The 23,901-nt window shown below is 61.5% G+C and carries 24 protein-coding genes and 1 pseudogene; 12 read left to right on the forward strand and 13 right to left on the reverse strand.

Annotated elements, in window-relative coordinates; genetic code table 11:
• Window positions 1–34: 34 nt before the first annotated feature.
• The 5 genes from copD to HU739_RS00530 form a co-directional block, all read right to left on the reverse strand.
• Window positions 35–892 (reverse strand): copper homeostasis membrane protein CopD, encoded by an 858-nt coding sequence (copD, locus tag HU739_RS00510; protein WP_186550472.1) that lies wholly within the window; start codon window positions 890–892, stop codon window positions 35–37.
• A 3-nt stretch (window positions 893–895) separates the two neighbouring features.
• Entirely contained in the window at window positions 896–1,270 is a 375-nt protein-coding gene (copC, locus tag HU739_RS00515) for a copper homeostasis periplasmic binding protein CopC (protein ID WP_186550474.1), read from the reverse strand.
• Window positions 1,271–1,300: 30 nt separating this feature from the next.
• The gene (locus HU739_RS00520) at window positions 1,301–2,170 is read right to left on the reverse strand and encodes a copper resistance protein B (RefSeq protein ID WP_186550476.1); all 870 of its coding nucleotides are present in this window, start codon (window positions 2,168–2,170) and stop codon (window positions 1,301–1,303) included.
• Between the two features lie 11 nt (window positions 2,171–2,181).
• Entirely contained in the window at window positions 2,182–3,894 is a 1,713-nt protein-coding gene (locus HU739_RS00525; protein ID WP_186550478.1) for a copper resistance system multicopper oxidase, read from the reverse strand.
• 102 nt (window positions 3,895–3,996) lie between these two features.
• A complete protein-coding gene (locus tag HU739_RS00530) occupies window positions 3,997–4,479 on the reverse strand; it encodes a hypothetical protein (protein ID WP_186550480.1) in 483 nt (160 codons plus the stop codon).
• A 164-nt stretch (window positions 4,480–4,643) separates the two neighbouring features.
• Here HU739_RS00530 and HU739_RS00535 point away from each other — a divergent pair, with 164 nt between their 5' ends.
• Both HU739_RS00535 and HU739_RS00540 read left to right on the forward strand, forming a co-directional pair.
• Complete coding sequence (locus tag HU739_RS00535; RefSeq protein ID WP_186550482.1) at window positions 4,644–5,306, forward strand: ribonuclease T2; 663 nt, start codon at window positions 4,644–4,646, stop codon at window positions 5,304–5,306.
• A gap of 406 nt (window positions 5,307–5,712) precedes the next feature.
• Window positions 5,713–6,039, forward strand: coding sequence for a hypothetical protein (locus tag HU739_RS00540; RefSeq protein ID WP_186550484.1), 327 nt, complete (start codon window positions 5,713–5,715; stop codon window positions 6,037–6,039).
• Between the two features lie 16 nt (window positions 6,040–6,055).
• Here HU739_RS00540 and HU739_RS00545 read toward each other — a convergent pair whose 3' ends face one another.
• On the reverse strand, window positions 6,056–6,913 hold the full coding sequence (locus tag HU739_RS00545) for a LysR substrate-binding domain-containing protein (protein ID WP_186550486.1): 858 nt from the start codon (window positions 6,911–6,913) through the stop codon (window positions 6,056–6,058).
• 109 nt (window positions 6,914–7,022) lie between these two features.
• On the opposite strand from HU739_RS00545, the gene HU739_RS00550 reads away from it, so the two are divergent.
• The 3 genes from HU739_RS00550 (at window position 7,023) to HU739_RS00560 (ending at window position 10,260) form a co-directional block, all read left to right on the forward strand.
• Complete coding sequence (locus tag HU739_RS00550) at window positions 7,023–7,730, forward strand: haloacid dehalogenase type II (protein ID WP_186550488.1); 708 nt, start codon at window positions 7,023–7,025, stop codon at window positions 7,728–7,730.
• Window positions 7,731–7,741: 11 nt separating this feature from the next.
• The gene (locus tag HU739_RS00555) at window positions 7,742–8,509 is read left to right on the forward strand and encodes an aldolase (protein WP_186550490.1); all 768 of its coding nucleotides are present in this window, start codon (window positions 7,742–7,744) and stop codon (window positions 8,507–8,509) included.
• A gap of 182 nt (window positions 8,510–8,691) precedes the next feature.
• Window positions 8,692–10,260, forward strand: coding sequence for a sensor domain-containing diguanylate cyclase (locus tag HU739_RS00560; RefSeq protein ID WP_186550493.1), 1,569 nt, complete (start codon window positions 8,692–8,694; stop codon window positions 10,258–10,260).
• Between the two features lie 157 nt (window positions 10,261–10,417).
• Here the strand turns inward: HU739_RS00560 and HU739_RS00565 are convergent, their stop codons facing one another.
• On the reverse strand, window positions 10,418–10,759 hold the full coding sequence (locus tag HU739_RS00565) for a hypothetical protein (RefSeq protein ID WP_186550495.1): 342 nt from the start codon (window positions 10,757–10,759) through the stop codon (window positions 10,418–10,420).
• A 193-nt stretch (window positions 10,760–10,952) separates the two neighbouring features.
• On the opposite strand from HU739_RS00565, the gene HU739_RS00570 reads away from it, so the two are divergent.
• The 4 genes from HU739_RS00570 to HU739_RS00585 all read left to right on the forward strand — a co-directional run bounded on the left by HU739_RS00570 (window position 10,953) and on the right by HU739_RS00585 (window position 15,672).
• Window positions 10,953–11,393, forward strand: coding sequence for a carboxymuconolactone decarboxylase family protein (locus HU739_RS00570; RefSeq protein WP_186550497.1), 441 nt, complete (start codon window positions 10,953–10,955; stop codon window positions 11,391–11,393).
• 238 nt (window positions 11,394–11,631) lie between these two features.
• Window positions 11,632–12,123 carry a sigma-70 family RNA polymerase sigma factor gene (locus HU739_RS00575; RefSeq protein WP_186550499.1) on the forward strand — a complete coding sequence of 164 codons (492 nt, stop codon included), beginning with the start codon at window positions 11,632–11,634 and terminating at the stop codon, window positions 12,121–12,123.
• 40 nt (window positions 12,124–12,163) lie between these two features.
• Window positions 12,164–13,147, forward strand: coding sequence for a FecR family protein (locus tag HU739_RS00580; protein WP_186550501.1), 984 nt, complete (start codon window positions 12,164–12,166; stop codon window positions 13,145–13,147).
• A gap of 98 nt (window positions 13,148–13,245) precedes the next feature.
• Window positions 13,246–15,672 (forward strand): TonB-dependent siderophore receptor, encoded by a 2,427-nt coding sequence (locus tag HU739_RS00585; protein WP_186550503.1) that lies wholly within the window; start codon window positions 13,246–13,248, stop codon window positions 15,670–15,672.
• 105 nt (window positions 15,673–15,777) lie between these two features.
• Here the strand turns inward: HU739_RS00585 and HU739_RS00590 are convergent, their stop codons facing one another.
• Window positions 15,778–16,929: an MFS transporter gene (locus HU739_RS00590; RefSeq protein WP_130909827.1), complete on the reverse strand. Its 1,152-nt coding sequence runs from the start codon at window positions 16,927–16,929 to the stop codon at window positions 15,778–15,780.
• Window positions 16,930–17,174: 245 nt separating this feature from the next.
• Between HU739_RS00590 and HU739_RS00595 the strand changes: the two genes are divergently transcribed.
• Window positions 17,175–18,155 carry a diaminopimelate epimerase gene (locus tag HU739_RS00595; RefSeq protein WP_186552600.1) on the forward strand — a complete coding sequence of 327 codons (981 nt, stop codon included), beginning with the start codon at window positions 17,175–17,177 and terminating at the stop codon, window positions 18,153–18,155.
• Between the two features lie 145 nt (window positions 18,156–18,300).
• Here the strand turns inward: HU739_RS00595 and codA are convergent, their stop codons facing one another.
• From codA to HU739_RS00620, 5 genes and pseudogenes are all read right to left on the reverse strand, one after another.
• Window positions 18,301–19,548, reverse strand: coding sequence for a cytosine deaminase (gene codA, locus HU739_RS00600; RefSeq protein ID WP_186552601.1), 1,248 nt, complete (start codon window positions 19,546–19,548; stop codon window positions 18,301–18,303).
• Between the two features lie 14 nt (window positions 19,549–19,562).
• The gene (codB, locus tag HU739_RS00605; protein WP_186552602.1) at window positions 19,563–20,834 is read right to left on the reverse strand and encodes a cytosine permease; all 1,272 of its coding nucleotides are present in this window, start codon (window positions 20,832–20,834) and stop codon (window positions 19,563–19,565) included.
• Between the two features lie 331 nt (window positions 20,835–21,165).
• Window positions 21,166–21,282 (reverse strand): annotated as a pseudogene (locus tag HU739_RS00610) (alpha/beta fold hydrolase); the annotation flags it as partial.
• Window positions 21,283–21,493: 211 nt separating this feature from the next.
• Window positions 21,494–21,850, reverse strand: coding sequence for a 6-carboxytetrahydropterin synthase QueD (gene queD / locus HU739_RS00615; RefSeq protein WP_123451058.1), 357 nt, complete (start codon window positions 21,848–21,850; stop codon window positions 21,494–21,496).
• A gap of 85 nt (window positions 21,851–21,935) precedes the next feature.
• A complete protein-coding gene (locus HU739_RS00620) occupies window positions 21,936–23,015 on the reverse strand; it encodes a patatin-like phospholipase family protein (RefSeq protein ID WP_186552603.1) in 1,080 nt (359 codons plus the stop codon).
• A 264-nt stretch (window positions 23,016–23,279) separates the two neighbouring features.
• Here HU739_RS00620 and HU739_RS00625 point away from each other — a divergent pair, with 264 nt between their 5' ends.
• Window positions 23,280–23,588 carry a PepSY domain-containing protein gene (locus HU739_RS00625; RefSeq protein ID WP_186552604.1) on the forward strand — a complete coding sequence of 103 codons (309 nt, stop codon included), beginning with the start codon at window positions 23,280–23,282 and terminating at the stop codon, window positions 23,586–23,588.
• On the forward strand, window positions 23,588–23,899 hold the full coding sequence (locus HU739_RS00630; RefSeq protein ID WP_186552605.1) for a PepSY domain-containing protein: 312 nt from the start codon (window positions 23,588–23,590) through the stop codon (window positions 23,897–23,899). The genes HU739_RS00625 and HU739_RS00630 overlap by 1 nt, the downstream gene beginning before the upstream one ends.
• Window positions 23,900–23,901 lie beyond the last annotated feature (2 nt).

The raw sequence follows: 23,901 nt of genomic DNA on the forward strand, positions 1-23,901 counted from the left end.
GGTGGCCCAGTGTAGTGAAAGCCCTTCCCGGGTGTCATCCCGGCTCCGGACTCAATGTACCCAGCCACGCCACCAATGCCACGACCAGCAGGGCCGTGACCAGCTCCACCACCAGACTGCGCTTCAACGCGGTCGCTGCGATGAGGTGTTGACCGTCGCGTAACGAGCGCTCCAGCAACGGTCCAAGGTGAAAGCGATTCAACGCGGCGAGCATCAGCATTGCCATAAACAGCAGAACCTTGATCGCCAGCAGCAGCCCATAACTGCCAGGCAATAGCCGCGGGCCGACGATGAATAAGTAGTTCACCACGCCGCTGATCGTCAGGGTCAGCACGATCACTGCGCCCATCCATTCGAAGCGCTTGACCGCCTCGGCCAGCCGCCGAATATGGGTGTCATCGACCAGCCGCGCCATCAACAGCAACGCCAGCATCGCGCCCAGCCATGCCCCAGCCGCGAGCAGGTGCAGAATGTCGCTGAGGAAATGCCAGAATCGCAACGCCCCTTCATCCATCGCGCCGTGTCCGCTCCAGGCCAGCGAGGCGAGGGCGACTGCACTGGCGATCGAGGCAATCCACCCACTCGGCCGAAACAGCACGATGATCAGCGCCGTCATCCGCAGCGCCCACGCCAGCCCGACATCCGTTTCCAGGAGCATCATTCGCAGATGCGGCCAGAGTGCCGCGAGCTGCGTTTCGCCGCTCATGGCGCGGGTCATCAGCACCAGCCCTGCGACTGACAGCAGTGACCCGACCAACGCCATCCCACGCAACAGCGGTTGAAACCGCAGCGCCGCATTAACGTTGTACAGCCCGAACAAGGGCAGGCCGAACAACAGCAGCAAATCTACATACAGCGCGAACCGCAGGACGATGTTGGCCAGTTCATCCATCGCTCACTTCACTTTGAACGTGACGTTGCCGGTGATTGGATGCGTGTCGGATGACACCGCGCGCCACTGCACCTGGTAGGTCCCGGCAGGCAATGGCGCGAGCGGAGTGATCAGCATGGTTTTCGGGTCGCTGCCGGCACTGACTTTGGCTTTCATCGGCATCGGCGGGTGGGCCATGCCGGGCATCTCAGTCATGACCAGTTTGGCGCCGGAAAACTGCGTGACGAGGTTTTCCGAGAAGCGCAGCTCGATCTTGCCGGGGGCGGCGCCATCCGCGCCTTCGGCAGGGGTCGATGACAGCAGTTTCGGGTGGGCCTGGGCGAGGCTGCTCAGGAGCAATCCGCTGGCAAGCAGGAGGTGGGTGATCAAGGTGCGCATGCAAGTCTCCGGTTTGTTTTTAGAGGGAAATCAGAACCACATCCGCACGCCCAGGACGAGGCGCGCTTCACTGCGATCCTCGCCTTCGTCGCGGGCGTAGTCGGCGGTGTTGCCGTAGGTGCGGTTCCACGTCACGCCGATATAAGGCGCAAATTCGCGGCGGATTTCATAGCGCAAACGCAGGCCCGCCTCGGTGTTGGACAGCCCGGAGCCAATGCCTCGCTGCGGATCGTTTTTGCCGTAGACGTTGAGTTCGGCGGTCGGTTGCAGGATCAGCCGGTTCGTCAGCAAGATGTCGTAATCGCCTTCCAGGCGCATCGCACTCTGGCCGCCCTCGCCGAGAAAGGCCGTGGCTTCGGCCTCGAAGTTGTACAACGCCATGCCCTGCACGCCGAACGCGGCCCAGGTTTGCGGGGCGCCGGGTTTGAAGTCCTGACGCACGCCGCTGACCACGTCCCACCACGGCGAGATCGCATGGCCCCAGAGCGCCTGAATTTCCGCGTCTTCGGTCTTGCCGTTGCTGCGCTCGCCTTCGGAACGCAGCCACAGCCGGTCGATGTCACCGCCGATCCAGCCGGACAGATCCCAGGCCAAAGCGCTGCCGTCGTCGGCGTCCTGCCATTCGAGTTTGTCGGCGAGGAAATAGCTGTTGATGACGCGGTCATGCACCTGATGGCCGCCGGGGCTGGTGAACACGGCAGCGCGGTCGGCGTCGGTCAGTGGCGGGATCGGCGTCCGGCTTTCGGCGGGCGCGGCGGGCTGCATCATGCCGTCGTCCATGCTTTGCATGGCCGAATGGTCCATGCCGGGCATCTGGCTGTGGTCCATGCCGTGCATGTCGCTGGCGGCCAGAGCTGGGGCGCCGATGAGCAGCAGGGAAAACGCGCTGAATCGAGTCATGGTCGGTCCCTTCATTCTTCCACCCGCACTTCGCGAAACATCCCCATTTCCATGTGATACAGCAGATGGCAGTGATAGGCCCAGCGGCCGAGGGCATCGGCAGTGACGCGGTAGCTGCGGCGGCTGCCGGGCGGCATGTCGATGGTGTGTTTGCGCACCTGGAAATTGCCGTTCTCGTCTTCCAGGTCGCTCCACATGCCATGCAAGTGAATGGGGTGGGTCATCATCGTGTCGTTGACCAGCACCAGACGGATACGCTCGCCGTACTTGAGCAGCAACGGTTCGGCGTCGGAGAATTTGATGCCGTTGAACGACCAGGCGAATTTCTCCATGTGCCCGGTCAGGTGCAACTCGAGGGTGCGGCCCGGGTCGCGGCCGTCCGGGTCTTCGAAGGGGCTGCGCAGGTCGGCGTACGTCAGCACGCGACGGCCGTTGTTGCGCAGGCCAAGGCCGGGATCGTCGAGTTTTGGCGCGGTGGTCATGGCTTGCATGTCCACCAGCGGATTGTCTGTCTCGCTGGCCGGATGCGATTGCATCGGCCCCATGGCCGAGTGGTCCATGGCGCTCATGTCCATGCCGCTGTGGTCCATGCCGCCCATGCCCATGTCGTCCATGCCCATGTCGTCCATGCTGACCAGGGGACGCGGGTCGAGCGCGGGCACCGGCGCGGATAATCCGCCGCGTGTGGCGAGGGTGCCGCGCGCATAACCGCTGCGGTCCATGGCTTGGGCGAACACGGTGTGGGCGTCACCATCAGGCTCGACGATGACGTCGTAAGTCTCGGCTACCGCGATGCGCAATTCATCGACGCTGACCGGATTGACGTGCAAGCCATCGGCGGCCACCACAGTCATTTTCAGCCCCGGAATGCGCACGTCGAAGTAGGTCATCGCCGAGCCGTTGATCAGGCGCAGGCGCAGTTTTTCGCCAGGGCGGAACAGGCAGGTAAAGTTGTCATCGGGCGCCTGGCCGTTCATCAGGAAGGTGTACGTGGCGCCACTGACGTCGGCGATGTCGGTGGGGTTCATGTTCATTTGCGCCCACATTTTGCGATCGGCGACGGTGGCGCCCCAGCCTTTTTCCCCGACATCATTGATGAAGTCGCCGACGGTGCGTTTGTGGAAGTTGTAGTAGTCGGACTGTTTTTTCAGAGTCTTCATCAGGCTGGCCGGGTCTTCGTCGGTCCAGTCACTGAGCATCACCACGCAGTCGCGGTCGTACTGGAAGGGCTCCGGTTCCTTGGCCTCGATCACCAGCGGTCCGTAGACACCGGCCTGTTCCTGAAGCCCGGAATGGCTGTGGTACCAGTAGGTGCCGTGTTGGCGAACCTTGAACTGATAGACGTACACGCCGCCCGGTTCGATGCCATGGAAACTCAGGCCCGGCACACCGTCCATGTTTGCCGGCAACAGAATGCCGTGCCAGTGAATCGAGGTGCTGGCCGAGAGCCGATTGCGCACCCGCAGCGTGACGGTGTCACCTTCGCGCCAGCGCAGCAGCGGGCCGGGCAGGCTACCGTTGATGGTCATGGCGGTACGCGGGGAACCGCTGAAGTTGACCGCGGTTTCGCCGATAAACAGCTCGAACTGATTACCGCTCAGCTCGTTGAGCGGCCCGGCGCCGTTCAGCGCCCAGACTGGCGTGCGCCACAGGCCGAGGCCGCCGAGCAGGCTGCCGGCAGCAAGGCCTTTGACGAAGGTGCGGCGAGACGTGGTGGAAGACATGCGCTGGAAGTCCTTGTTTGACCCATGACGGGGAGGCTAACCAGTGCCAGCTTTCAGTTGGCTGAGGGGTGGATTACAGTTTTGTCAGTTTCGCGACTGCCCTTACAGACCCAGTCCTTGCTGTACCACCTGCAGCAAGTTGTTTTCCGTCAGGGCAATCGCATCCAGCTCCTGCCCGGTTTCAACGGTCTGCAACCACCAGTGACTTTCGCCATGTTCATCCACCGTGCGCAGCAACGACTGATCGCGCTCTGGCACATTGATCTGCACTCGGCCGCAGCCGTCCTCGGTAAACCGCGCGATCGGATCAAAGGTCAGGCTATGGTGGTTGGCTTCGATCACCAACTGATCGATGGCGTAATCATGGGATTCGCCATCCGGTGAAGTCTCGCAAACGTGCGTAGGAATTCGCCGAATCTTCAGTCCTACCTCGGTGACTGGCTGTAGCCATGCCTCGATGCGGTGGTACAAGTCGTACACCTGAGCAGGCCAGCAATCGATCTCAAGCGCAGCGCAGGTACTGTCGTCGGCCTGGGTGTGCCGGGTTTGTTTGAGTTTGGCGGCGAGTTCGTCTGCTTTACTCATTTCGGTTCCCTTGTTGGATGTCTGCCTGTTCAGCGTAGACCTTCGCACGGCGCAGAGCCTTGCCTTGCGTCATGCGCTTGCAATACAAGCGTGTCGAAATCAGCACTGGCCAAGTCTGGCCGGCAACGACAACCACGGACGCTGGCGTCCCAAGGAATGGGTACATGAAAAAGCTGTTTACAATTTTGACAGTGATCGCGCTGACGATCGGTAGCATCGGCATCAGTTCGGCGCGTCAATCGCAATCCAGAGTGCAGGCGGAATCGGTGGCGGGGGTGTTCGACTACTACCTGTTGGCGCTGTCCTGGTCGCCGACTTTCTGCCTCACTCACAAAGACGATGCGCAGTGCACCGGCAAAGGCTACGGCTTCGTCCTGCACGGCCTGTGGCCACAATATGCCGGCGGCGGCTGGCCGCAATCCTGCCCGCCGCTGACCCGTTTATCAGCCGCCGAGACCAACAAGGGGCTGACGCTGTTTCCAACGAAAAAACTGCTTGATCACGAATGGTCCAAGCACGGCACCTGCAGTGGCCTCGGCGCGATGGGCTATCTGGACAAATCCGACCAGGCCGTTGCGGCGGTGAACGTGCCGGCAGAACTGCAACCGTTCAGTTCTTCGTACTACTTCGAGGCGCAAGAAATTGCCGATCTGTTCCGCAAGGCCAATCCGGGCATCCCGGCAGACGGCATCGCGGTGATTTGCAGCGGCCCGCAGCTGTCGGAAGTGCGGGTGTGCATGGACAAGGATTTGCAGTTCGGCGCGTGCGGCAAAGGCGTGAAGAATCAATGCCGGGCGGGGGACATCCGGGTGCCCCCGGCGCGGTGAGATATAGGTAACGGTCAATCAAAACAGGCGCTCATCTGAGCGCCTGTTTTGTTTGCCTGAAGGTTTGAAGCGCCTGCAAATTCACGCATGCTGCGCGCCCTAAAGGATCTTCACGTCACACCGCAAGGAGCTGTTCATGAGCGGAAAATCCGCTGCCCGCGTCACCGATCCCACCGCATTATGTTTGATGAGATCAACAACCTGCTGATATGAAGAAGTTGTTGGCAATACTCCTGATGTCTTCTGTGCCTCTTGCGCCAAGGATCACAGTGTTCCTGCCGCGAACCTTAACTTTCTTAGCGTAGAAAGGGAGGGAAATAGCTCCCTTTACGCTGTGTATTATGGCTCTGACGTCGATCTATTGGATTTATTCAACAGGGGTAAGAGGGTAGGTGCCGCTTCGACAATGCTGGAATGCGCACTGCGTGATGACCAGGATTTTTCGATTACTAACCGGTTCAGGTATTCCGCATACGGTGTGATCGATGAGGATGCGTCGAACAAAGCACGGGGGAGATTCAACTATGTAACAAGTGCCTTTCTGCGCCAAACCCCAGATAACGGCAGCACGCAGGACAATCTCTCGGTACCGGAACTCAACGCTCTGCTATCCCAAAGAAAAAGCGTCCCCTGCAAAGTCGTCATCACCGCCTACGGCTACAAACCCTACTACTCAAACACCATGAACATCCCCACCGCCGACCTGCTGCGGGAAATCAACAAACCCGAATAACCCACCAAGGGGGATCTCAGGCAAATCCCCCCGCATCCACCCCCAATTCCCCACGCAAAAACTCCACCAACCCACGCTGCAACGCGCTCAGCACTCCCTCGCGGCTGACCAACGCCAGTTCCGTCGGCGCCAACTCAGGCAAGTCCGTACACAGCTGATGCTCCGGCAACACCGCCGAGACCGGCAGCACTGAAATCCCCAATCCCGATGCCACCGCCGCTTGAATCCCGGTCAGGCTATGGCTGCCGAACGCTACCCGCCAGGGTCGCTGGGCTACATCGAGCAGGCGAATCGCTCGCTGCCGATACAGGCAGCCTTGCGGAAACAGCGCCAACGGCAGTACACCGCTCGACGTATCGAACTCGGCGCCTTTGACCCACACCAATCGTTCCGGCCAGGTCGCCCACGCCGGGCCGCTGTCGGGTTCGCGTTTGATCAGGGCGATGTCGATGTCACCGGCATCGAGGCGTTGGCGCAAGTCGAGGCTCATGCCGCTGAGGGTTTCCAGGCGTGCCTGTGGATGGCTGCGGGTGAAACCGGCGAGGATCAGCGCCATGCGCCGGGCGTCGAAGTCCTCCGGCATGCCGATGCGCAGCACCTCCAGGTCGACCTCGCTGGCCAGCGCTTGCGTGGCTTCGGCGGACAGCGCGAGCAAGCGGCGGGCGTAGTGGATCAGCAGTTCGCCATGTTCGGTGACGGCGACGTTCAGCCCGGTGCGGTCGCGCAGCAGCAAAGCATGGCCGACCAGATCCTCCAGTTTTCGCACCTGCTGGCTGACCGTCGATTGGGTGCGGTGTACCCGTTCGGCGGCGCGGGTGAAGCTGCCTTCGTCGACCACGCAAACAAAGGTTTTCAGCAATTCCAGGTCCAGCATGGCGGTGTTCTCGATATTTGTTTTGTAACTGACGTTCGTCTGTTTATTTAATTTCACACTATCACCGGTCGCTCATAAGCTGAAACCCTCACCACCGAGGAACCGACCAATGACCCTGACCAACACGCCACGCCCCGAATGGCTGACCTTCGATTGTTACGGCACGCTGATCCAATGGGATGAGGGCCTGAAGGCCGTCGTCGGGGAAATCCTCAGCGAGAAGGGCGAGCACCACGTCGACGCGAACCAATTGATTGAAGTGTACGACCGTCACGAACACCGTCTCGAACAAACCCCGCCGCATCGTTCGTTTCGCGAGCTGAGCAGTCTCGCTCTGCAATTGGCCCTGGAAGAACTGGGTTTGCCGAGCCTGGCCGAAGACAGTCAGCGCCTGGCCGCCGCGATTCCGAAGATGCCGCCGTTTGCCGAAGTGATCGAGACCCTCGCGCAGCTCAAAGCCATGGGCTTCAAACTGTGTATCGTCTCCAACACGGATGACGCGATCATTGCCGGTAACGTCGCGCAGCTCGGCGGCCATATCGACCGGGTCATCACTGCGCAACAGGCCGGCGCCTACAAGCCCGCGCCCCGGCTGTTCGACTACGCTCATGAGCAATTGGGCGTGACGCGCGATGAAACAGTGCACGTCTGCGCCAGCCCCATGCTCGATCACACGGCAGCGCGGGACATGGGCTTTCGCTGCGTCTGGATCGATCGCGGCACCGGTCGTCAGTTGTTGCCGGACTATCGTCCCGACGCAACGCTGAGCGCGCTTGATCACGTGCTGCCCCTGTTCAAATCCCTCGGCTGGATGTAAGGAGAATTGCCATGGCGCACACCTTGAGCGGCAGTGTTCGGCCCCGGTCGATATCGACACTCAACCTTGAGACCGAGGCAATCGTCACCGCCCGTCACGAACTCGCCGCGTGCTTTCAGCTGGCGGCGTTGCATGGACTGGAGGAGGGCATTTGCAATCATTTTTCGGCGATGCTGCCGGGGCATGACGAGTTGTTTCTGGTCAACCCGTACGGCTACGCATTTGCCGAAGTGACCGCACAGAATCTGCTGGTCTGCGACTTCGATGGCCACGTGGTCGACGGCGCGGGCGAACCCGAGGCGACAGCGTTCTATATCCATGCGCGTCTGCATAAACAGCTGCCGCGGGTGAAAGTCGCCTTCCACACGCACATGCCGCACGCCACCGCGTTGTGCCTGCTGCAAGGACCGCCGCTGTTGTGGCTGGGGCAAACCGCGCTGAAATTTTATGGGCGCACAGCGGTGGATGAAGATTACAACGGCCTGGCGCTGGATGAGTCCGAGGGCGACCGCATCGCCGGGGTCATGGGCGATGCCGATATCCTGTTCCTGAAAAACCACGGAGTGATCGTCGCCGCGCCCACTATCGCCCAGGCTTGGGATGATCTCTATTACCTGGAACGCGCCGCGCAGGTGCAACTGCTGGCCATGGCCACGCAGCGCGAATTGAAACCGGTGCCCCACGCGATCGCGCAACGTGCCTGCGAGCAAATGCGCGCGAGCGATGCGCAGAGTGCCCAGGCACATCTACGCAGCGCGATGCGTCGTCTGGCCCAGTAAAACGCAATGGCGTCAAAGCAGCAGCAAAAAATAAATCGGCAAAAAGCGATCATCCAAACGGGGGAGGCGCCGATATAACTGGGCGGGAGGCGGGCGTTTGCCCCGTACACCCCGGTGGGCTACGCTCACAAACATAAGGGTTTCGGGCTCGCGCCCCTGTCGTACCTGCCCAGGACATGCTTTTGCCTATCTCCCCTCAAGATCCGCATCAGGCCCCCGGCGCGCTCAAGCGCCTGCCCCTGCGCAAAGCGGCGGTGCTGTTTATCGTTGCCGTGAGCCTGTGCCTGTGTGGTCTGTTGTACCTGCAACTGGAGCAGTCGCGGCGTCAGGACCTGGCGGTGGCGCAAGTGGCATCGAGCAACCTGACGCGGGCGATGGCGCAGCAGGCCGAGGACACGATCATGGCGGCGGACCTGGTGCTGACCAGTCTGGTCGACTGGATTCAGGACGATGGTTACGGCGCCGCGCAGAGACCGCGTCTACAGAGGGTTTTCGCCCGTCGCGCGCAGCAGCTGGAGCAACTGCACGGCCTGTTTCTTTTCGACCGCGAGGGGCAATGGGTCATCACCTCCCTCGCCGATCTGCCCCGTGGCAACGGCGTGGCCGATCGCGAATATTTCAAGTTCCATCAGCAGAATGTCTCGACCGTGGCCCACATCGGTCCAGCGATTCGCAGTCGCGAGAACGGCGAGTGGATCATCCCGGTGTCCAGGCGCATCAACGACCGCGTCGGCAATTTTCAGGGCGTGCTGCTGGCCGGTATCCGGATGTCCTACTTCGACCGGTTTTTCAAAAGTTTCAGCCTGGACGACAGCGGCATCATGTTTCTCGCCTTGACCGACGGCACCTTGCTTGCCCGAAGGCCTTTCGACGAATCGCTGATCGGCACCTCGGTGGCCCACGGTGAGATCTACCAGACCCTTCTACCGAACGCGACGGCGGGCACGGCAATGCTCGACTCGGTGGTCGACGGCGTTACCCGGTTGTATGGCTATCGGCAACTGGCGTCGTATCCGCTGGTGGTGTCCGCGGCGACTTCGCGCGAGACGATTCTGCAGGGCTGGTCGGAGCGCGCGTTTCAGTCCAGCGTGATCGTTGCGTTGGTGATCCTCGGGGTGGGGCTGTTCGGTTGGGTGTTCATCCATCAAGTGCGCAACGGTGAGCGCATTGAAAAAAACCTGCGCAAGGCGCAACGGGCGCTGGAGCAGATCGCGACCCATGACAGCCTCACTGGCCTGGCCAATCGGCGCTTGTTCGAGCGCTCGCTGGAAATCGAATTTGCCCGCTGTGCACGGCAGGTCAGTCCGGTCAGCCTGATCATGCTCGATATCGATTTTTTCAAGCGCTACAACGATGCCTACGGGCATGTCGCCGGCGATCAATGCCTGGCGCAAGTGGCGCAGGTGGTCAAGACGTGTTGCCAGCGCAAGTCGGACCTGGCGGTGCGTTACGGCGGTGAAGAGTTTGCCGTGCTGTTGCCGGACACCGACATCAACGGCGCGCTGGCGATTGCAGGGCAGATTCGGCGCAGCGTGATCGATAAACACATCGTCCACAGTGGTTCGCCCATCGGTTATCTCACTGTGAGTCTGGGCTGTTATTCATTTATCCCGAACGGTAACGACAGCCTGGAGACGTTTATCCGGCGCGCGGATGCGGCGTTGTATGAGGCAAAAAACGCCGGCCGCGACAGGGCGGCGGTGTTCTCGCCGGAGGAAGGTTTTGCCGCGCTGATGCGCTCGGATCGCTGATCTTGGAAACAACACATTCCAACTGTGGGAGCGGGCTTGCTCGCGAAGGCGGTGGGTCAGTCAATTCAGATTCGACTGACCCACCGCATTCGCGAGCAAGCCCGCTCCCACAGTAGATTTCTTCGTTTACAGGCTACTTGGGATGGCTCTTGTTCGTTCAGCCGCCCGTGCCGCCACCCGCACCGCCTGTGCCACCGCCGGCCGAACCGGTGCCGCCGCCCGCGCCCGAGCCGGAACTGCTGGCGCCGCCATTGGTGCCTGTCCCGGTGCCCATGCCAGTGCCTGAGCCTGTGCCCGATTTGCTGCCGTTATTCGAGCCGCCAGACCCGCTGCCACCGGACGGCGAACCCGGCGTATTGTCCGGCGGCATGGTCGAGCCGCTGGTGGCGCCGGACTTGGTGCCGGTGGCGTCGGTGCTGTCATTGGCGGCGAAGGTTGCTGCCGAACCCGCAGCGAGCAGACCGGCGAGCAAGAACGAAGTGAGTGTGCGCATAGTCATGGAGCATCTCCTGATAAAGGGATTACCTGATGTTGGTCTGGCGTGCTGAGCCCTTGGTGCCGGGTGAGTGACGAGTGGTCGATGGCGATGCCGATGCCGGTGGCCTACTGTTCTTGCGCACAATTGGCTATTTGCCGAACCACGGCCCGGGGCTAACGTAGCCGCACATTCATTCGCAACCCCGGAGCCACAGATGCAGCCTCGTACCGATTTCTACACCGCGTCCCCTGATGCCCTGAAAGCGATGATGGCGCTGGAAACCGCTGTCTCGAAATTGCCACTGGAAAAAAGCCTGATCGAGCTGGTCAAGCTGCGCGCCTCGCAAATCAACGGCTGCGCATTTTGCATCGACATGCACACCAGCGATGCGCTCAAGGACGGCGAAACCCCGCGCCGCTTGTTCGCGGTCACGGCATGGCGCGAAGCGCCGTTTTTCAGCGATCGTGAACGCGCCGCGCTGCTGTGGACCGAATCGCTGACGCAACTGAGCCTGACCCATGCCCCGGACGAAGATTACGCCGTCGTCGCCGCGCAGTTCACGCCCAGGGAAATGGTCGATCTGACCGTGGCGATCAACACCATTAACGGCTGGAATCGTCTGGCGGTGGGCTTCCGTAAACTGCCCCAGGCCTAAGCTGCCTACATCCCCTGTAGGAGCTGCCGAAGGCTGCGATCTTTTGATCTTGTCTTTTAAAAGTCAAAGATCGCAGCCTTCGGCAGCTCCTACAGAGAGATCTTCAGGGTGCTTGTGCACTCGGCGTCGTCGGTGGTTGCGCCTTGCGCATCAGTACACCGTCGCAGCGTGCATTGCTTTGTATTAATACGAAGCATTACTATTCACGCCCCTTTCCTCAGCTTGCCGCTCATACCCCATGCGTCCCCGCAGCCCCGGCTTTTTCGAGCATTACGAAGAGTTGATCGGCACCTGGACTCGCCGCCTGCGCAATCGCGCGCAAGCCGAGGATCTGGCGCACGACACCTTTGTGCGGGTGCTTGAGTCGGATTCGGCGGCGGTGCAACAACCTCGGGCGTATCTGCACCAGACCGCGCGCAATATAGCGGTTGACGGTTATCGGCGGGAGGATCGACGTGGTGCCATGGAATCGGGCGTGGTGGATGAAAATGCGTCGTCAGCGGGCGACCCGGAGCATTACATGCACGCGATCCAGCTGGCCGATTCCATCGAGCGCGCGCTCAGCGAGCTGCCGCTCAACTGCCGGAAGATTTTTGTCTGGCAGAAGATCGAGGGCCTGACGCAGGCGGAAATCGCCGAGCGCCTGGGGCTGTCCAAGAACATGGTCGAAAAGTATATGATCCGCACCCTGCGGCATCTGCGCGAGCGTCTCGACGGGTTGCAGTCATGAACGCTCGGACCTTTTCATCTTCAGCCGGACAGGACATTCCATGAGGGAGACGGGTGATTGCGCCTGTGGGCAAGCGACGGTACGCGACGAGGCAGCGAGCTGGTTCGTGCGATTGCAGGAGCCGGCGGTCAGCGCCGAAGAACAGCAACGCTTCGACGCCTGGCTGAATGAGCACCCGCAACACCGCGAAGAATTCCAGTTGTTACAGGGCCTGTGGACGGCGGCGGATCTGCTGCCGGCCTCACGCCTCAACGCGCTTGCCGAAACCCCGCCACCCCGCCGTCAGCGGCGACCGCTGCTGCGTTATGCCGTCGCTGCGAGTGTGTTGGCCGTTGCGCTGGGGCTTGGCCTGTTCAGTGGTTTGCATGATCCGGGCGGTTACCGCGCCGAGTTCGCCACGGCACTGGGCGAGCGCAAACACGTGGTATTGCCGGATGGCTCGGTGATCGACTTGAACAGCCGCAGCCGAGTGCAGGTGCGTTACGAGCACAATCGTCGGCTTATCGAGTTGAGCGCAGGCGAGGCGATGTTCAGCGTCGAGCATGACAGCGCCCGTCCGTTTGTGGTCGAGGCCGGCAGTGGCAAGGTCACGGTCACCGGCACGCGCTTCGATGTGCGCCGCGATGCTGCGCAAACCCGCGTGGCGGTAGAGCAGGGCACGGTGGAAGTGCAGGGGCGCAATGCCCCGGACGGAGCGTTCATCAGCCTGACCGCCGGCTTGGGCACCTACGTCGACGGCCAAGGCAAAGTCGCTGCAGCCTATGCGGTCAACCCGGCAGAACTGACGGCATGGCGCAACGGCAAACTGGTGTTCAACAACGCCAGCCTCAGCGAAGTGGCCGCCGAAGTGTCGCGTTATCGCGAAAAGCCGCTGACGGTCGCCAACCCGAACGTGGCCAGCCTGCGCCTGACCAGTGTGTTCAGATCCGACGACACCGACGCCTTGCTCAAAGTCTTGCCGAGCATCCTGCCAGTGGCCGTTCGGACCCTCGCTGATGGCAGCCAGGAAATAATTTCAAAATAGCATTCAGGTTTTTTTCGAGTTCATCGTCTTCCTGTTCAACTGCAACTGGTTTGCATTAACAGCCGCACACTCTTGCGATCCACAGGACTCCGTACGACGTGAAAAACACCACAACCCACAATAAAAAATCTCCCTGGTTGCCGCTCGCCCTCGCGCTGGCGGTCAATGCTGCGATGCCGCTGGCCGTTGCCGCCGAGGCCATCCATATCCGCGCCCAGCCGCTGGGCCAGGCGCTCAGCGAACTCGGTCAGCAGACGTCGCTGCAAGTGTTTTTCAGCCCGGAGCTGGTGGCCGGCAAGCAGGCCCCGGCGGTCGAGGGGAATGTCTCGCCGGAGCAGGCGCTGCGTCAGCTGTTGCAGGGCAGCGGCCTCGATTATCAGATCAACGAAGGCTCGGTGACGCTCGCCCCTGCAGCGCCGTCCGCCGCCAGCAATGGCCCGCTGGAACTGGGCGTGACCGACATCAAGGTCGTCGGTGACTGGCTCGGTGACGCCGACGCCGCCGTGGTGCAGAACCACCCTGGCGCCCGTACCGTGATTCGCCGCGAAGCGATGGTCGAGCAAGGCGCGATGAACGTCAGTGACGTGCTCAAGCGTGTACCCGGCGTGCAGGTGCAAGACTCTAACGGCACTGGTGGCAGTGACATTTCCCTCAATGTCGGCGTGCGCGGCCTGACCTCGCGACTGTCGCCGCGCTCCACCGTGCTGATCGACGGCGTACCGGCCGCTTTCGCCCCGTACGGCCAGCCGCAGCTGTCGATGGCGCCGATTTCATCGGGCAACCTCGACAGCATCGATGTCGTGCGCGGCGCCGGCTCGGTGCGTTACGGGCCGCAAAACGTCGGGGGCGTGATCAACTTCGTGACCCGCGCGATTCCGGAAAAAACCACCGGTGAAATCGGCACGACTCTGGAGACCACCCAGTACGGCGGCTGGAAGCACATCGACACCGCGTTCCTCGGCGGCACGGCCGACAACGGCATGGGCGTGGCGTTGCTGTATTCGGGCGTCAACGGTCACGGTTATCGCGAGCGCAATAACGGCAATGACATCGACGACGTGCTGCTCAAGACCCACTGGGCGCCGACCGATCAGGACGACTTCAGCCTCAACTTCCACTACTACGACGCCAGCGCCGACATGCCCGGCGGTCTGACGCAGAAGCAGTACGACGACAAACCGTATGAATCGGTGCGCGACTATGACCAGTTCACGGGTCGGCGCAAAGACGTGTCGTTCAAGTGGATTCGGCAGATCGACGAGCGCACCCAGGCAGAGATCCTCACCTATTACACCGACAGCTTCCGTGGCAGCACCATCGCTGCGCGCGATCAGAAAACCCTCAGCTCGTACCCGCGTTCGTATTACACCCTGGGCATCGAACCTCGGGTATCGCGGGTGTTCGATGTCGGCCCGACCACTCAAGAAGTCAGCGTTGGTTATCGTTATCTGAAAGAGGCGATGCACGAAGAATCGAGCCGTCTGGCGCTGGTCAACAATCAGCCGGTGGTCAGGCCGACGTCCGACGGTCATGTGTTCCAGGACCGCACCGGCGGCACCGAGGCCAATTCGGTGTATGTCGACAACAAGATCGACGTCGGCCAGTGGACGATCACTCCGGGTATCCGCTTCGAACACATCAGCACCGACTGGCATGACCGCGCCGTGCTCGACACCGCCGGGCGGCCGGTGCCGGAGAAAAACCGCAGCATCGAAAGCAACGAGCCGCTGCCGGCGCTGAGCGTGATGTATCACCTGTCCGATGCCTGGAAACTGTTCGCCAACTACGAAACTTCGTTTGGCAGCCTGCAGTATTTCCAGCTCGGCCAGGGCGGTTCGGGTGACAGCACCGCCAACGGTCTGCAGCCGGAGAAGGCCAAGACCTACGAAATCGGTACGCGCTATAACGATGACGTCTGGGGCGGGGAAGTGACGCTGTTCTACATCGACTTCGATGACGAGCTGCAATACATCAGTAACGATGTCGGCTGGACCAACCTCGGCGCGACCAAGCACCAGGGCCTCGAAGCATCGGTGCATTACGACATGGCCGCGCTCGATCCACGCCTCGATGGCCTGACCGCCAACGCCGGATTCACCTACACCCGCGCCACCTATGAAGGCGAGATTCCCGGCTTCAAGGGCCGCGATCTGCCGTTCTACTCGCGGCAGGTGGCGACCGTGGGCCTGCGTTACGACATCAACCGCTGGACCTACAACATTGATGGTTTTGCCCAATCGAAACAGCGCTCACCCGGCACCGGCGTGAACGCCGACGGCAGCTTCAACGGCAATTACATCACCGAAGGCACGGCGGACGGGCAGTACGGTGACATTCCAGGCTACGTGACCTGGAACGTGCGCGGCGGCTATGACTTCGGCGCGCAGCTGTCGAACCTCAAGCTCGGTGCCGGGGTGAAGAACGTCTTCGACAAGCAGTACTTCACTCGCTCCAGTGACAACAACTCGGGGATGTATGTCGGTGCGCCGCGCACGTTCTTTGTGCAGGCCAGCGTCGGTTTCTAGCCGCTGCCACTGTGGCGAGGGAGCTTGCTCCCGCTGGACTGCGCAGCAGGCCCCAAAGCGGGGGGCGCTGCGCAACCCAGCGGGAGCAAGCTCCCTCGCCACAGATCAGACTTTAAGGACTTTGCCGCCAATCGCGACAGCCACCAGCAACACCGCCATCAGCCCAAAGGCAAAACTCAGGCTGCTGGCATGGGCGACAAAACCGATCACCGCTGGCCCCGCGAGAATCCCGGCATACCCCAGTGTGGTAATCGCCGGCACTGCGATGCTTTCCGGCATCACCGTCTGCTTGCCCACCGCCGTGTACAGCACCGGCACGATGTTCGAACAGCCGGCACCGACCAGCGCGTAGCCGACCAGCGCCGCTTGCCAGCTCGGCGCGAACGTCGCCAGAAACAATCCCGCCGCTGCCAGCAGGCCGCCAAACAGAATGATCCGCGTAGCACCGAGCTTGCGCACGATGCGATCACCGAGCAGACGCCCGACCGTCATGGTCAAGGCAAACGCTGCGTAACCCAATCCTGCATACGCCGTGTCGATCCCGCGCTCCTGTGCCAGAAACACCGCGCTCCAGTCCAGCGCCGCGCCTTCGGTGAGGAAGACGATAAAGCACATGCCACCGATAAACAGCACGATGCCGTGGGGAATGGCGAAGGCCGGGCCGGAGCTTTCGCTGCCGTAAGGCAACATGTGCGGCACGCACTTGAGCAGGGCGCCGATCAGCAATACGACCACCACCAGCATCGCCGCAAGCGGTGTCAGGCCGAGGCCGAGCAGGGCGCTGACGCCGGCCGCGCCGACGATTCCGCCCAGGCTGAACAGACCGTGAAAACCCGACATCATGTGCTTGCCACTGGCGCGCTCGACGATGACCGCTTGCAAGTTCACCGTCGAATCCACCGTGCCCAGGCCTGCGCCAAACATGAACAGCGTGGCGATCAGCGCCGGAATCGACGACACCGTCGCCAGCAAGGGCAACGCGGCGCAGATCAGCAACGTGCCGCCGGTGGCCACGCGCCGGCAACCGAAGCGCGTGGCAAGAATCCCCGCCAGCGGCATCGCCAGAATCGAACCGACGCCCAGGCACAGCAGCAATAACCCCAGCGTGCCTTCATCCAGCCCGGCGCGTGCCTTGGCGTACGGCACCAGCGGCGCCCACGCGGCGATACCGAGGCCGGCGATGAAAAAGGCGATGCGCGTGGACATCTGTTGCAGGCGTCCGGGGACAAAAGTGTCTTGGGGGTTGAGGCTGGTCATATCGATCCTTGGCAAAAAAACAACGGCATCCCGAGTGACATTCTGACTGCGTCGAGGTTCGATCGCAGTCTGTTCGAGGGCGTGCAGCCGACATCGTAACCTGTAGGAGTGAGCCTGCTCGCGATGGCGGTATTCCAGTCGATATTTTATAAACCTGACACGCCGCCATCGCGAGCAGGCTCACTCCTACAGGAGATTGCGGTTTACAGTGGGATTTTCGCCAGCATGAAAGACGGGAATAGGGCATGACAAGGTTCTACGACGCACGCGGCAATATCTACGCAGTGGTTTCTCCCGAAGCCTTGCGCCAGGCCGGCATTGATCTGCCGACAAGCGCTGCCCAGTGCGCCTCGTCTCGGCAGAAGTGGAGCGCAGCAGCGATCGCCCTGTGCTGCCACTGGCCCCAAGGCCAACGCCCGGCGAACAGCAAACCTCACCGCAGCGATGGCCTGCTGATCGGCCCGTTCCAGACATCGGCGCCATTCGATGTGCTGATCGTCAACACCGACGGCTCCCTCGCCGAGCGCAGTGGCAACGGCTTGACGATTTTCTCTCAGGCGTTGGCCGAGCAGGGGTTGATGCCGGAGGGAGGCGCAGTGTTGTGCGTTAATCATGACAAAGGCGCAGCAGTGGAGACCTCGGTGAAACCGGCTGATGTAGAAGGCGTGCAGGGCTTCTGGCTGGATCTCGGCCAACCCGGATTCGGGCCGGATGCCGTCGGTGCGCGGGCGGTTGGGAGCATTCAGTTCAATAGTCGGAACGTCAGCCATGTTCAGCCCTTGGCACAACTCGATCCCGACTGGACGCATAGTCAATTCGTACGCATCGGCAATCCTCACTGCGTAACGCTGCTCAGCGATGCCGGCGCTTTGCCGAGCAACGAGCAGATGCTTGAATCACCTCTGAACGACAGGCTGACCGAGATTGCCTATGCCGTGCCCACCGGTGCCGGTAATCCCTGCCCGGCGGGTGTCAATCTGCAATGGGCCGCGCTGGCGTCGCCGCAGAAAATCCTCGCCCGGGTATTCGAGCGCGGCGAAGGGCCGACCGCGTCATCCGGCACCAGTGCCAGTGCGGTGGCGTGTGCGGCGTGGCGGGTTGGCTGGGTCGAGATGGGGGAAGTGCAAGTGGTCATGCCCGGTGGCACCGCACCGATTTTGCTTGAGGTTTCGGAAGGGGAGTTGCTGCGCGTCAGATTGTTCGGCACGGCGCGGCTGATGGGTTGAATCGTCCACCATCGATCCAAATGTAGGAGTGAGCCTGCTCGCGATGGCGGTGTGTCAGCCACATTACTGTTGACTGATAGAACGCTATCGCGAGCAGGCTCGCTCCTACAGGGGGCTTTGTGGTGTACGCAATATTGCGTTCGACTCAGCTCAAGCCGCCACTGAACTCCACCACCGGCATCTGCCGCTTCATCAGCACTTTACCGTCACGAATCGAATACAACGGCAAGCCCTGGCTGCGGATCACTTCGTAATCGCTGTCCGCCGAGAGAATCAGCAGATTTGCCGGGCGGCCCTGTTCCAGTCCATAACGTTCGCCCAGGTGCATGGCCTTGGCGCTGTTGTCGGTGACCAGATCGAGCGCACTTTGCAGGTTGCGATAACCGAGCATGTGGCAAATGTGCAAGCCGGCTTCGAGTACGCGCAGGATGTTGCCGTTGCCCAGCGGATACCACGGGTCAACGATTGAATCCTGGCCGAAACACACGTTCATGCCGGCCTCCAGCAACTCGTTGACGCGGGTGACGCCCCGGCGTTTCGGGAAGTTGTCAAAGCGCCCCTGCAAGTGAATGCTCTCGGTCGGGCAGGAGACAAAACTGATGCCGGAGTGGCCGAGCAGGCGGAACAGTTTGGCGCAGTAGGCGTTGTCGTAAGAGCCCATCGCCGTGGTGTGGCTGGCGGTGACGCGCGCGCCCATGTCGCGGCTGCGCGCTTCTTCGGCGAGCACTTCGAGAAAGCGCGAATGCGGGTCGTCGGTCTCGTCGCAGTGCACGTCGACCAGGCATCCGGTGCGCTCGGCCAGGTCCATCAGAAACTTCACCGAGCTGACGCCCTGATCGCGGGTGTACTCGAAATGCGGAATGCCGCCGACCACGTCGGCGCCCATGCGGATCGCTTCTTCCATCAGCTCGCGACCGTTGCGGAACGACTCGATGCCTTCCTGCGGGAACGCGACGATTTGCAGGTCGATCAGGTGACGGCTTTCCTCGCGCACTTCGAGCATGGCCTTGAGTGCGGTCAGTTGCGGGTCGGTGACGTCGACGTGGGTGCGCACATGCTGAATGCCGTGGGCAGCCAGCGCCTGAATGGTCTTCTTGGCGCGCGTCTTGGTGTCTTCCTCGGTGATGGTGACCTTGCGTTCACCCCAGCACTCGATGCCTTCGAACAGCGTGCCGCTCATGTTCCAGCGCGGCTCGCCGGCAGTCAGGGTGGCGTCGAGGTGGATATGCGGTTCGACGAAGGGCGGCACCACCAGGTTGCCGCCGGCGTCGAGGTCATTCGGGCCGAGGGTGGGCGCTTCGGTCTGGCGGGCGATGCTGTGAATCAGGCCGTCTTGCAGGTGCAATTCGTGCAGGCCTTCCTGGTTGCGCAGTCGGGCGTTGATGATGTGCATCAGGCGAATCCTTTTTATAAGTCTTGTAGTGGTGCGCTGACGCGACGGGCGCCGAGCATACCGGTGACGATGACATACGTTAGCGCGGCAGCGGCAATCCCTACCAGCGGCGCGACCCACGGCGAGCTGAACGCAGCGACAGTGCCCACGCCGTAGGCCGCCAGCCCCGGCCAGTTGAACGCGGGCAACCGTGCGTCGGCCAGACGCGGATAGTGCCCGCGCCAGCGATAGAAGAAGTCAGCCATGATCACCCCGCCAATCGGCGGAATCACCGTGCCGAGCAGAATCAGATACGGCACCAGCATGTCGTACATGCCCAGCAGCGCGAGCAGTGTGCCGATCACCGCGCCGCCGAGGGTCACGGTCTTGCGCCGACCGGTACGCAGCAGGTTGCAGCCGGCGACGGCGAAGTTGTAGATGGTGTTGTCCTGAGTGCTCCAGATGTTCAGCAAGAGCATGGCCATCGCGGCCATGGCGAAACCCTGCAACAGCAGCACTTCAACCACGTCCGGTTGCTGATAAACGATCGCGCCGTACGCGCCGATCAGCACCATCAGGCCGTTGCCGATGAAAAAGCCGATCAGGCTGGCCAGCACCGCCACCCGCGCCGAACGCGAGAATCGCGTCCAGTTGGTCGCTTGCGTCGCGCCGCTGACGAAGGTGCCGAACACCAGGGTGATCGCGGTCGACCAATCCAGCGAACCCGTTGGCACCACGCTGAGCAAGCCTTCGAAGCCGCCGACCTTCGCCGTCGCCACCCACATCGACAGCATCAGCAACAACATCATCGCCGGCACCGCGATGTACGACAGAATCTCCAGCCCGCGATAACCGATGTAGGCGGTGGCACAGAAGCCCAGACCGAACAGCACCATCAGGCCCAGCACCGTGGCTTCATTCAAATCAAAGTATTTGCCAATGACCACGGCAGCCGTTGCCGTGCCCCAGGCGTACCAGCCGATCTGGGTGAAACCGAGGATCAGGTCGCTGAGCTTGCTGCCGACTTCGCCAAAGCAAAAGCGCCCCATCAACACCGAGTTGAGGCCACTCTTGAACGCGATGTAACCCAGGCCCGCGGCGTACAGGCCGAGCAGCAGGTTGCCGACGATGATCACCGCCATCATCTCGGCAAAACCGAAGGCGACCCCGAGCTTGCCGCCGGCAAACATGGTCGCGGTGAAAAACGTGAAGCCCAGTAACACCATCGCCGTCGAGGCCAGGCCTTTGCGTGCGTGCATCGGGACTTCGCTGAGGGGGTAATCGTTGCCGGGGGCGTTCTGCGTCATGGGGAGTCCTTGCTGGAAGGGAGAAGACGCGGGAGGGTTGCAGCGGTCGTGCCAAACAACGGCAATGCGCGGTATGGATAGAAAAGGCTGTGATCCTCGGCGCGAAATGGTGCACCTGACTTCACCGAAGCCCAATGTGGGAGCGGGCTTGCTCGCGAAAGCAGTGTGTCAGTCAACAGATGTACTGTTTGAAAGAATGCCTTCGCGAGCAAGCCCGCTCCCACAGGAGGTTTGTGTTGGTTTAAAGAAAGCGCAGCAATGCGGCGACGATCGCTTCGGGGGCGTCCTCCTTGGACGAGGTGGCCGGCATTCGGGATGGCGTGGAATTGTTGTAAGACGAAAACGGTGTGCCATGCACGAACACCAGCGGCGGGCCGTCGCCGCGCACGGCATAGCGCACCTGATGCCCGTTGAAGTCAAAGACCTGATCCATCAGCCAGTCCGTCATGGGCCTGTCCTCTTGGCGGGTTTGAGCCAAGAAGCATAGGCGTAAAAAAACAGCCGTGAAGGCTGTTTGTTCGTTGGCTGACACGCCGCCTGTCCCTGTGGGAGCGGGCTTGCTCGCGAAGGCGGTGTGTCAGGAAAAAAATGTCGACTGATGCATTGCCTTCGCGAGCAAGCCCGCTCCCACAAGGTTTTGTATGGGGCTGCGGATCGGCTTATTCCCCGCGATAAATGCAGCCGCTGGTACAGGTCTCATGAATGCGGATCGCGCTGAGTTCCGGCAGCAGCGGCTTCAGTTCTTTCCAGATGAATTTGGCCAGCACTTCACTGGTCGGGTTTTCCAGACCGGGGATGTCATTGAGGTAGTTGTGGTCGAGACGCTCGTACAGTGGCTTGAAAATCGCCTTGATCTCGGAGAAGTCACGAATCCAGCCAGTGTGCGGATCAAGGTCGCCGCTCAGGTGGATGGCCACCTTGAACGAGTGACCGTGCAGGCGCCCGCACTTGTGGCCGTCCGGGACGTGCGGCAGGCGGTGGGCGGATTCGAAAGTAAATTCCTTGAAGATTTCCACAGTATTTTCGGCTCTGTTCAGATGGCGTTCGCCGCAGCGATTCGGGCAGGCGGCGAGTTTATCAGCTTGTATCTGGCCGTGCTGACTAAAGGGTCAGCAACCGATCGGCGAGGCGACCGTTGGCTGTCAGTTCGAGAAACTCGTCACCCAGCCGGCGGCTTTCGTCCATTGCCGTGTGCCAGTATTTCTGCCGGCTCGGGGCATCGCCCATGAAACGTTTGAAGTCGTTGCGATCCGGCAGTTTGCCGTAGGGCAGACGCGCCAGATATTCCTTCGACGGCGCAAGCAGCAGCACGTCTTGCAAGCGCTGCACCGAAGCGCGGCGCCACGGCAGGGTCTTGTCGAACCAGCCAGGAATCACCCGGTCGGTGAAGTGCGGATAGAGCACGATGCCGTCGCCGCTGTAGGGCAGGTCGAGGTGATAGTCGAGCAGGCCGCCGTCACGGAACGTGCCCGCGCCAGCGCCGGGCAAGTCACGCACACCTTCCATGACCATCGGAATCGACCCCGACGCCAGCAGGGCCTGACGCAGGTTGCCGGCATTGAGGGTAACGAAGCGCGACGGAAAATCGGTCAACGCATCAAGCGGTGGCGCCAGGCGCGGATCGTGGATGATCAGCCGTTCGAAGTGGCGCGACAGGCGGGCGCGCCCACGCAGGTTGTCGGCGATCACCGAACCCAGCGCCAGACCGAGCCGGCCGCGATGATCCTCGGCCAGTCGCCCCTGGCTTTTCACCACCATGATGTTCAAGCGGTAATGGATGTTTTCGAGGATGCTCGCATCGCGGCCGTCGAGCAGATCGTTGAGCATGCGCTGCGAGCTCTGGCTGATCTCGGCCATGGTCAGGCCCTTGTTGAAATGCTGCTCGGCGTAAAGATGACCGAGCCGGCGCAGACCTTCGGCGGCGTCCGGCAGGCAGGCACTGGCGAAGCGCCAGGAGCCGACCGACGCACCAATCAGCGACCGCTCGCGTGGCGCGCTCGGCAGCCATTCGCCGAACAGCGCCAGGTCCAGCCCCTGAATCCCCAACGCCTTCGGTCCACCAGCGGCGCCGGGCAGGGTGCCGACATCCGCGGCGTTCAAACCTTGGGCACGAATCCGCGCCATGGCCCGCGGGCCGGCCTTGAGGGTGAGGGCTGGGAACTTGATATGGATGGCGGTCATACCGGTCTCGATCGTTAGCAAGCTGGCGATTATAAGCTGATGTTGCAAACCCTTGTAGGAGTGAGCCTGCTCGCGATAGCGGTGTATCAGCGCCATATGTGTTGGCTGACACTCCGCTATCGCGAGCAGGCTCACTCCTACAGGGTTTTGCTTCAGGCTGTGGACTGGTGGTGAAGAGGGCACAATGATGGCCATTCAGTTTCAGTTAAGTTGCTCCCGCTAAGGTGCTTACCGTAAGCAACATATAAGAATTCGGAGACACCCATGAACACCCTGACTGCCCTGACCACTGCCTCGATCATCGGCTTCACCGCCAGCCTGGTTCACGCGCGCGATCTGGGGCCTGATGAAGCCCGGCGCCTGCAAGACGCTGGTATTATCCTGCCCTTCGAGAAGCTCAACGCCGCCGCGCTGGCCAAACACCCGGAATCCCGAATCACCGATACCGAACTGGAAAAACAGTACGGCAAGTACATCTACCAAATCGAGTTACTTGATCCGAAAGAGGTCAAGTGGGACCTGGAATTGAACGCCGCCGATGGTGAAGTGCTCAAGGATCATCAGGATACGTAATGAAGCTTAATATGCGCGCCACCCGCCTGACGGCGTTGGCGCTGGTGTTGTTTTGCACCACAGCCATGGCCCGCGACCTCGACCAGGACGAGGCGCTGGACCTTCGCCGTCAGGGCGTAATCCTGCCGCTGGAGCAAGTGCTGCAACAGGCCATGGACCGCTACCCCGGCGCCAAACTGCTGGAAGTCGAGCTGGAAGAAAAACACGACGTGTACATTTACGAAGTCGAATTGCTGACGCTCGAAGGCGTGGCCCGCGAACTGCACCTGAAGGCCGATACCGGCGAATTAGTCAAAGACAAGGAAGATTGATC

Source organism: Pseudomonas hamedanensis (assembly GCF_014268595.2).
Taxonomy (GTDB): Bacteria; Pseudomonadota; Gammaproteobacteria; order Pseudomonadales; family Pseudomonadaceae; genus Aquipseudomonas; species Aquipseudomonas hamedanensis.